This is a genomic window from Roseomonas rosulenta (genome assembly GCF_016106005.1).
Classification (GTDB): domain Bacteria; phylum Pseudomonadota; class Alphaproteobacteria; order Acetobacterales; family Acetobacteraceae; genus Neoroseomonas; species Neoroseomonas rosulenta.
In genome coordinates this window covers 1-8,709 of sequence record NZ_JACADR010000186.1, presented here as the reverse complement: position 1 = coordinate 8,709, position 8,709 = coordinate 1, and the positions used below count along the sequence as shown (strand labels likewise).

Here is an 8,709-nt window from a genome sequence, read left to right as displayed (position 1 = left end):
GGCGAAGAAGGAAAGCCGTTGAGAGGCGCCGCCCGGGGTGGGGCGAGCCCCACCCCGGGCATCACATGGGTCAGGTTTCGATCGGCGACCCCACGCAAAGCGGGTCAGAATTCAACCGGCGTTGACACCATCTTCACGTCGCGCCCGCATGACGTGCGGAGCGTGGCGACGGTGTGTGAAGTTAGCGGCGGAAGCGGGCGGGCGTAGTTGGCACGGCGGCCCATCACGGGGCCCCATGCGGAAGCGTTGATGCCGCGACGCGCGAAGGCGTCACGGATGTTGTCGAAGTCCATTGGTGTCCTGGCAGAGACAAAGGTTGATGGGAAACAGGCGTGGCGGTCGCAACTGCACACGCCGCGAAACAGCCCCGGCCGCGAGAGACCGCACAGCACGGGGACGCATGAAGGGAACGCGGCGGGTGCCGCACAGTCCTTCAAGCGACCCCGGCTGTGGTCTTTGCCTGCCAGGGCGAAACTGTTGTGATCCGTGGGGAAGGCCGGGGTAACTCCCGCGCTGTGCCTTCCTGGTGGGGTATTCCCCCGTATTGGGCCGTGGCCCGCGATGCTCGGGGCGTGGGGAGGGACAGGGTATTCCGCGAGCCGCCTTGATGGGGAACGACCGGGTATTGTGGTCCCGCGCCGCCACCGTGGGGAACGACCCCATATTTTTGGGGTGGGCGGCCCTATTCTCCGCGCGGTGCCTTACGAGGGGAGATTGCCCCAAACTCGCACCAGCCCTTCCGGGCCCGCATCGGTCAACCTGACTACACCGCAAAGAGGCGGCCCGATGTCTGTCCACGGGGAGGGGGCGGGTAGCCTCAGCGCGGTCTCCATCGGGGAGTGACCCCCTATTGTGGGGAGGGTCACCCTAACCCTCGGCGCTCGGGCTGTGGGGAGGGAAGGGGTAACCTCCGCGCGGTCTCCCCAGTGGAGATAGGGGGTAACCCCCGTGCTGTTGTTCGGTGCGTGGGGAGGCCCCCCCTAATCCTCGGCGCTCGGTGCGTGGGGTAGGCCCCCCTAACTTCCTACCTGGCCCCTACCCCCTTCCAGTGCAGCGGCGACTACACCGCAAAGGGCCCCCGAGGTTTGGTCTGAGGGGTAGTCCTGACTATTGCCACAACGGAGCGGGCGCCCTCCCCGCCCCCCGTCCACGCGCTTGGTCTGTAGGGAAGGGGCGCCTATTTCGTATACTCGGGCAGCGGCGGAACCGGCGAGGGCACCCGCTCAAGGTCCTTCAACACCTCGTCGGGCATCCCTCGAAAGCCCTTGCCGTATCCCGCACCCGCGTTCCTCGGGTTGAACCGGCCGGTGATGGCGTCTTGCGCTTCGTGCGAGACCCGCGCCTTGCGAAGCTCGTCCTCCATGCGGTGCCGCCACGAGTGCGCCGGGGCCTTCTTCGGGTCCTTGATGCCGACCACATCGCGCATCCATCGCCCATGCTCGGCTTGCGCGTTGGTCGTGCGCGTCCCGTCCTTCGACGCGACGATGCTCGGGAACAACGGGCCAAGCGGATCGGCGGGAAGGTCCGCGACGTAGCCAAGGAAGCCCTCCGCGATCAGTGCAGGATGCAGCGGGATCATGCGTTGCATGGTCTCGTTCTTCCCGGCTCGCGCTTCGGTCGGTCGGATGTCGAGGATCATCACGCCCGCTTCCTGCCGCACGTCACCGCGCCGAAGCTCCGCAAGCTCCCCGAGGCGGGCCCCGGTGAAGCACAGCAACCAGGGCAGCCAACGCAGTGCCCCCGTCTCCTGCCGTGCGGCGGTGAGGATGCGCTTCGCGTCATCATCGGAATACGGGTCGCGCGGTGCGGGCCCGCGACGCTTCACCTTCGGGGCCATCCCGGAGAACGGGTTGCCCGCGACCTTTCGGTTCTTCTCCGCCCAGCGGAACACAGCGCCCGCGTTCAAGACATCATCCGCGACCGTGCCCACGTCCTTGCCTTCCGCAAGGCGGGCCTCCTTGAACCTCACCACGTCATCGGCGGTGATGCGCTGCACGTCATCGAAGCCGAGGATACGAGCAAGGTTCCGGAAAGTGCCGCGATACTTCTTGACCGTCGCGGGCGCGGGCTGCGTCTCAGCCGCCCATGCGTCCAGCAGCTTCTCCCCCGTCAGTGGCGCAACGCGAGGTTCGGCGCGTGGGGAGGTGCAGGGTAATGGCGCTGCGCTGGCCTCAGGCATGACGATGATGGGCGGGAACGTGGCGACGTGCGGGTCTGGCGAGTAGTCGCCTTCCGCCCGGCGCCGCAGCGTCTCGGCCGCCTTGAGCTTGGTCCCGTAGAGGGCCACCGCGATGCGCCTGATGCTGTCCGCGTCGGCCGCGATGCCGTGCTGTCGGGTGAGGCGCTGTGCGTCCGCGAGGTCGGCCGCGCTTGGCCCCACCGCATCGCCCGTCGCATCGTCGCGTTCAAGCTCGGCGTAGAGGTGTTCCGCGAATAGCTCCCACTCTTCCGGCGCTCCCGGATCGTCCTCCCAATGCGCGACAGTCTCCCGATAGAGCGCACCGCACAGGGCGACCACCTCGCGATGCGTCAGGCGCCGCACAGGACCAAGAGCGGCACGCGCAGTCGCGAACTCATGCTCGATCTTCCGCAGCGCCGCAGGGGCTCGCTTCGCTGCCTCGGTGGGGTCCTTAGTCCGCAAGCTGATGATGCGCTCGGCGCTCCCGATGATGGGCCGAAGCTCCTTCGGAACCACCTTCCGGATGCGATACACACCGGTCGTCGGATGCTTCGTCGGTCGGGTCATCGAAAGGGCCAAGATGTATCACCCGGATGTATCACCGGAGACACGCAAACCCTTGTTTCGCCTGATTTCCAAGGCCCATCAAGGGCCTAAGGTGGTGCTGTTGGAGAGGATTGAACTCTCGACCTCTCCCTTACCAAGGGAGTGCTCTACCACTGAGCTACAACAGCGCCGGGCCCGCGGGCGGGGCGTTGTCTAGGCGGACGGGACGGACAGTGCAAGCCCGCGCTGCGCGTCAGGGCCCACGGCCGAGGCGCGGCCCCGGAATGCCAGGCTGGCCGAGGCTCCCTGGCGCCTCCGGCCGGTCGATCCGCGCCGCGATGTAAGCGCGGATCCGGTCGAGGGCCTCCGGCGCCTCCAGCAGCGGCCGGCACAATCCATCGCCCGCCGGCTCGGTCGCCACGCGTATGCCGTCGACGATGATCATTTCATGGACGCACATCTCGACGTGAAGGTAGCGGACCTGCCCGGAGACCGGCGCCGGCAGGATGCTTCGGCCATTCACGAGCGCGGCGGCGGGCACCAGGACCTCGTCGAGGCAGAGCAGGCTCTGTGGCGCGACAACGGTGTCGCGGATCGGCGAGCGGGCGTCGAGCGCGCCGGTGCGGATGAGGAGCGGCCGTGCCTCGGGCCGCAGCGACAGGTCGATCCCGACTTCCGTGACCCTCTGCACCGGGCTGTAACCAATACGGCCAAGCACGAGAAGAATGTCGCCAGGGTAAATCTTGTCGAGTCTGCGCTCGCCCTCAATTGTAACGGCCATGCAGGATGGAATGAGGCCCGTGAACGCGCAGACATCAGGCACCTGGCAGTGCGCCGTTCCGGAACCTTTGTAACGCCCAGCGCCCTGGTTGCCGTGCATTTCCCACGTTCCTTGTCATGTTTTTGTTTTGTCCATTATCTATCTTGCGGTGCATCAAGCGCCCATCCGAAAACGCGCATCGTCAACAACAAGTGAACGCAGGACGGGAGCGTCGCTTGCCCTTCAACACGCAGCGCGGGAAAAGAAGGAATGTCTGACGTGCCCAAATCGGCCCGCACCGGTACCGCCGCTGCCAGCGAACGCGCCGCCCGCCTGGCCGCCGCGCTGCGCGAGAACCTCAAGCGTCGCAAGGCCCAGGCCCGCGCGCGCGAGGCCGCGCCGCAGGAGGACGCCCCCGCCAAGGTTGCCGGCGAAAAGCCCATGGGTTAATCCGGCCGCCCCGGGGCGCCCGGGGCCGGCGCGTCGGCTCCGGCCCGCCCGCCCGTCCTCGACCCTGAGGCCGCACGAACGCCATGCCCATCATGCCCGACAGCTGGATCCGCCGCATGGCGACGGAACACGGCATGATCGACCCCTTCGTCGAGGCGCAGCGGCGCGAGGGCGTGATCTCCTACGGCCTGTCCTCCTACGGCTACGACGCCCGCGCGGCCGATGAGTTCAAGATCTTCACCAATGTCGACAACGCGGTGGTGGACCCGAAGCAGTTCAGCGAGGACGGCTTCGTCACCCGCCGCGGGCCGGTCTGCATCATCCCGCCCAATTCCTTCGTGCTGACCCACACGGTAGAGTATTTCCGCATCCCGCGCGACGTGCTGGTGATCTGCCTCGGCAAGTCCACCTATGCGCGCTGCGGGCTGATCGTGAACGTCACGCCGCTCGAGCCCGAATGGGAAGGCCAGGTCACCATCGAAATCAGCAACACCACCCCCCTGCCCGCGAAGGTCTACGCGAATGAGGGGGTGTGCCAGTTCCTGTTCCTGCAAGGCGCCAGCCCGCCCGAAGTCAGCTACGCCGACCGGCGCGGCAAATATATGGGCCAGCGCGGCGTCGCGCTGCCGAGGCTCTAGGCCATGGACCGTATCCGCATCCGCGGCGGCCGCGCGCTGTCGGGCACCATCCCGATCTCCGGGGCGAAGAACGCCGCGCTGCCGCTGATGGCGGCGGCGCTGCTCACCGACGGGCCGCTCACCCTCACCAACGCGCCCGACCTCGCGGATGTCACCACCATGGCCGGGCTGCTCGCCCAGCACGGGCTGTCCGTGTCGCGCGACAAGGCCGCGCGGACCATCACGCTCTCGGGTGCCGCGACCAACCTCGAGGCGCCCTACGACCTGGTGCGCAAGATGCGCGCCTCGGTGCTGGTGCTGGGGCCGCTGGTGGCGCGCTTTGGCCAGGCACGGGTCTCGCTGCCCGGCGGGTGCGCCATCGGCACGCGGCCGGTGGACCTGCACCTCAAGGCGCTCGAGCAGATGGGCGCGGAAATCGAGATCACTTCCGGCTACATCGAGGCCAAGGCCCCGGGCGGGCTCAAGGGTGCGCGCATCATCTTCCCGCAGGTCTCGGTTGGTGCGACCGAGAACATCCTGATGGCGGCCACGCTTGCGAAGGGCACCAGCGAGATCGTCAACGCCGCGCGCGAGCCCGAGATCACCGACCTCGCCGCCTGCCTGATGCGCATGGGCGCGCGCATCGAGGGCCTGGGCACCGACCGCCTGGTGGTGGAGGGCGTGGGCAGCCTCGGTGCCGCCGTGCATCCCATCATCCCCGACCGTATCGAGGCCGGCACCTTTGCCTGCGCCGCCGCCATCACCGGCGGGCAGGTGCTGCTGGGCGGCGCGCGGCTCGATCACCTCGGCGCCGTGGTGCGCATCCTGCGCGATGCCGGCGTCGATGTGGCGGAGGCCGATGGCGGCCTGAAGGTCTCGCGCCTCAACGGGTTGCGCGGCACCGACGTGGTGACCGAACCTTTCCCCGGCTTCGCCACCGACATGCAGGCGCAGTTCATGGCGCTGATGTGCGTGGCCGAGGGTGCTTCGATGATCACCGAGACGATCTTCGAGAACCGCTTCATGCACGTGCCCGAATTGCTGCGTATGGGCGCGCGCATCAACTACCATGGCCATTCGGCGATCGTGCGCGGCGTGCCGCGCCTGGCCGGCGCGCCGGTCATGGCGACCGACCTGCGCGCCTCCGTCTCGCTGGTGCTGGCGGGCCTCGCAGCGCAGGGCGAGACCATCGTCAACCGCGTCTATCACCTCGACCGCGGCTACGAGCATGTCGAGGCGAAGCTCGCCGCCGTCGGCGCCGACATCGAACGCCTGCCGGGCTGAGCCGCCATGGACCACGCCATGCCCACCCCGCTCTCCCCCGCGACACCCGAGGATGCCGGCCCGATCGTACTGGCGCTGCCGAAGGGCCGCATCCTCGATGAACTCGGCCCCGTGCTGTCGCGCGCCGGCATCGTGCCCGCGCCCGACTACGCGAACGAAAGCAGCCGCCGCCTGCGCTTCCCGACCGACGACCCCGCACTCGACGTGATCCGCGTGCGGTCCTTCGACGTCGCGACCTTCGTGGCGCATGGCGCGGCGCAGATCGGCGTCTGCGGCGCCGACGTGCTGATGGAATTCGACTACCCGGAGATCTACGCGCCGCTCGACCTCGGCATCGGGCGCTGCCGCGTCTCGGTCGCCGAGCCCGTGGCGGCGCAGCCCGACGATCCCTCGCGCTGGTCGCGCATCACGGTCGCGACGAAGTATCCCAACATCGCGCAGCGCCACTTCGCCGCCCGCGGCGTGCAGGCCGAGGTGGTGCACCTGAACGGCGCGATGGAACTCGCCCCCTCCATGGGCCTCGCAAAGCTGATCGTGGACCTGGTGCAGACCGGATCGACGCTGAAGGCCAACGGCCTGCGGGAGGGCGAGGTGATCGCCCACGTCACCTCCCGCCTGATCGTCAACCGCACCGCCCTCAAGACGCGGCCGGAGGCGATCGGCGCCTGGATCGCGCGCTTCCGCGCGGCACTCGCGGAACGCGACGCGCGATGAAGCGGATCTCGACCACCGATCCCGGCTTCGAGGCCGCCTTCGCCGCCCTGCTCGACGAGGCGCGCGAGACCACCGCGCGCGTCGATGCCGCGGTCGCCGGCATCATCGCGGATGTCCGCGCGCGCGGCGATGCGGCGCTGCTCGACCTCACCGCCCGCTTCGACCGCTGGACCCCCGCGGGCGCCGCCGCCCTGCGCGTGACCCCGGCCGAGATTGAGGCCGCCGACGCGTCGATCAGGCCCGAACTGCGTTCTGCGCTGAACCTGGCCGCGGAGCGTATCGAGGCCTTCCACCGCGCGCAGCTGCCGCGCGACCTCGAATACGCCGATGCGGCCGGCCTGACGCTCGGCATGCGCTGGGGCGCGCTCGATGCAGTGGGCATCTACGTCCCCGGCGGCAAGGCGGCCTATCCGTCCTCGGTGCTGATGAACGCCATCCCGGCGCGCGCGGCCGGTGTCGCGCGAATCGCCATGTGCGTGCCCACCCCCGATGGCGTGCTGAACCCGCTGGTGCTCGCCGCGGCGAAGCGCGCCGGCGTCACCGAGATCCTGCGCATCGGCGGCGCGCAGGCGGTGGCGGCGATGGCCTGGGGCACGCCGTCCCTCGCCCCGGTCGATCGCATCGTCGGGCCCGGCAATGCCTATGTGGCGGAAGCCAAGCGCCAGGTCTTCGGCCGGGTGGGCATCGATTCCATCGCCGGCCCGTCCGAGGTGGTGGTGATCGCCGATGCGCAGAACGACCCGCGCCATGTCGCGGTGGACCTGCTGGCCCAGGCCGAGCACGACGAGAGCGCGCAGTCGATCCTGCTCACCCCCGACGCCGCGCTGGCCGACGCCGTCGCGGCCGCGGTCGAGGCCGAGCTGCGCCACCTGCCGCGCGCCGCCATCGCCGGCGAATCCTGGTCGCGCCACGGCGCCATCATCCTGGTGCGGGACCTCGACGAAGCCGCGGCGCTGACCAATCGGCTGGCGCCCGAGCACCTGCAACTGATGGTGGAGAACCCCCGCGCGCTGCTCGCGCAGGTGCGCCACGCGGGCGCCGCTTTCCTCGGCCGCTTCTGCCCCGAGGCGGTGGGCGACTACGTGGCCGGGCCGAACCACGTGCTGCCCACCGGGCGCACGGCGCGCTTCGCCTCCGGCCTGTCGGTCTTCGATTTCCTCAAGCGCACCACATGGGTCGAGTCCGATGCGGCGGCCCTTGCCGCGGTCGGCCCCGCCGCCGTCGCGCTGGGCGAGGCCGAGGGCCTGACCGCCCATGCCCGCAGCGTCGCGCTCAGGCTCGGCCAGGCCTGACGCCGCGGTCGGCGATCGCCATGTGGAGGCCGCCGGCCAGGGCAGGATCGCGGATGCCGAGGCTGCTGATCGGCGCGGTCTTCATCCTGGGCGGCCTCGCCGCCGCCTCGGTCGGTCTCTACGCGGTCGCCGCGGACGTCGTCTTCTTCGCGCGCGCCGAGACGGCCGAGGGACGCGTCGAGCAGATGCGAACGGAGCGGCGCCGGCGATCGGTCTTCCATGTCGCCGACATCCAGTTCGTCACCACGGCCGGCGAGGAGATGCGCGTGCCGGCCCGGCGGCCCAACGGCTGGATGCGCTTCGCCGCGGGGGACTCCGTGCGCGTGCGCTACGACCCGGCAGACCCGTCCCGGGCGAGCATCGATTCCTTGTCGCTCCACATCCTGGGCGCGTTGATCGCGCTGCCGTTCGGAATCGCCTTCGTGGCCTTCGGCTGGATGCTGGCAGCGGGGCAGCCGCGCTGGCTGATGGTCGCATTGGCCGGCTCGGGGGTGGCGCTCGTGCTGCTCGTCGCCACGCTGGTTGCGGTGAACGAGATCCAGCAGGCCTTCGCGCTCGAGCGGGCCAACATCCGCACGGAAGGGGAGGTGATCGGCCACCGCGCGGTGACGCGGAGCAGCGCGGGGGGCAGCGCCGAGACCCTGTTTGCGCCGCGCATCCGCTTCACGGCGGAGGACGGGCGGGTGCTCATCGTGGAGCCGCCGACCCCGAGCCGCCGCGCGGAGCCGCCGGCCGGCACCCGCGTGACGATGCGCTACCGGCGCGACCAGCCTGAGCGCGCGATGCCCGACCGGCCCGCGGTCCGGTGGCTGCGCCCCGTGGCGGCCGTGGCGGTGCCGCTGCTGCTACGGGGCGCAGCCACCGGAC

At 69.9% G+C, this 8,709-nt stretch carries 9 protein-coding genes and 1 tRNA gene; 6 read left to right on the top strand and 4 right to left on the bottom strand.

The genetic code is table 11. The annotated features are described in order from the left end of the window. Positions 1-104 precede the first annotated feature (104 nt). From HW578_RS18665 to HW578_RS18650, 4 genes are all read right to left on the bottom strand, one after another. Positions 105-293 (bottom strand): hypothetical protein, encoded by a 189-nt coding sequence (locus HW578_RS18665; RefSeq protein WP_198372220.1) that lies wholly within the window; start codon positions 291-293, stop codon positions 105-107. 884 nt (positions 294-1,177) lie between these two features. Next, entirely contained in the window at positions 1,178-2,746 is a 1,569-nt protein-coding gene (locus HW578_RS18660; RefSeq protein ID WP_198372219.1) for a DUF6538 domain-containing protein, read from the bottom strand. A gap of 92 nt (positions 2,747-2,838) precedes the next feature. After that, positions 2,839-2,913 (bottom strand) — tRNA-Thr (locus HW578_RS18655). 65 nt (positions 2,914-2,978) lie between these two features. Beyond that, positions 2,979-3,605, bottom strand: coding sequence for a Hint domain-containing protein (locus HW578_RS18650; RefSeq protein WP_198372218.1), 627 nt, complete (start codon positions 3,603-3,605; stop codon positions 2,979-2,981). A gap of 150 nt (positions 3,606-3,755) precedes the next feature. Between HW578_RS18650 and HW578_RS18645 the strand changes: the two genes are divergently transcribed. The 6 genes from HW578_RS18645 to HW578_RS18620 all read left to right on the top strand — a co-directional run. Beyond that, a complete protein-coding gene (locus HW578_RS18645; RefSeq protein WP_198372217.1) occupies positions 3,756-3,935 on the top strand; it encodes a hypothetical protein in 180 nt (59 codons plus the stop codon). An 83-nt stretch (positions 3,936-4,018) separates the two neighbouring features. After that, on the top strand, positions 4,019-4,573 hold the full coding sequence (gene dcd / locus HW578_RS18640; protein WP_198372216.1) for a dCTP deaminase: 555 nt from the start codon (positions 4,019-4,021) through the stop codon (positions 4,571-4,573). 3 nt (positions 4,574-4,576) lie between these two features. Further along, positions 4,577-5,836 (top strand): UDP-N-acetylglucosamine 1-carboxyvinyltransferase, encoded by a 1,260-nt coding sequence (gene murA, locus HW578_RS18635; protein WP_198372215.1) that lies wholly within the window; start codon positions 4,577-4,579, stop codon positions 5,834-5,836. Between the two features lie 6 nt (positions 5,837-5,842). Further along, the gene (gene hisG, locus HW578_RS18630) at positions 5,843-6,550 is read left to right on the top strand and encodes an ATP phosphoribosyltransferase (RefSeq protein WP_198372214.1); all 708 of its coding nucleotides are present in this window, start codon (positions 5,843-5,845) and stop codon (positions 6,548-6,550) included. Next, positions 6,547-7,842 (top strand): histidinol dehydrogenase, encoded by a 1,296-nt coding sequence (gene hisD / locus HW578_RS18625; protein WP_198372213.1) that lies wholly within the window; start codon positions 6,547-6,549, stop codon positions 7,840-7,842. The genes hisG and hisD overlap by 4 nt, the downstream gene beginning before the upstream one ends. Before the next feature lie 53 nt (positions 7,843-7,895). Continuing rightward, the coding region (locus HW578_RS18620; RefSeq protein ID WP_198372212.1) for a DUF3592 domain-containing protein at positions 7,896-8,709 on the top strand (814 nt) is incomplete at its 3' end.

Excerpts from the sequence above, each read along its gene's own strand:
- hisD (WP_198372213.1), top strand. The coding sequence starts at position 6,547 with ATGAAGCGGATCTCGACCACCGATCCCGGCTTCGAGGCCGCCTTCGCC.
- HW578_RS18645 (WP_198372217.1), top strand. The coding sequence starts at position 3,756 with ATGTCTGACGTGCCCAAATCGGCCCGCACCGGTACCGCCGCTGCCAGC.
- hisG (WP_198372214.1), top strand. The coding sequence starts at position 5,843 with ATGGACCACGCCATGCCCACCCCGCTCTCCCCCGCGACACCCGAGGAT.
- dcd (WP_198372216.1), top strand. The coding sequence starts at position 4,019 with ATGCCCATCATGCCCGACAGCTGGATCCGCCGCATGGCGACGGAACAC.
- HW578_RS18650 (WP_198372218.1), bottom strand. The coding sequence starts at position 3,605 with ATGCACGGCAACCAGGGCGCTGGGCGTTACAAAGGTTCCGGAACGGCG.
- HW578_RS18660 (WP_198372219.1), bottom strand. The coding sequence starts at position 2,746 with ATGACCCGACCGACGAAGCATCCGACGACCGGTGTGTATCGCATCCGG.
- murA (WP_198372215.1), top strand. The coding sequence starts at position 4,577 with ATGGACCGTATCCGCATCCGCGGCGGCCGCGCGCTGTCGGGCACCATC.
- HW578_RS18665 (WP_198372220.1), bottom strand. The coding sequence starts at position 293 with ATGGACTTCGACAACATCCGTGACGCCTTCGCGCGTCGCGGCATCAAC.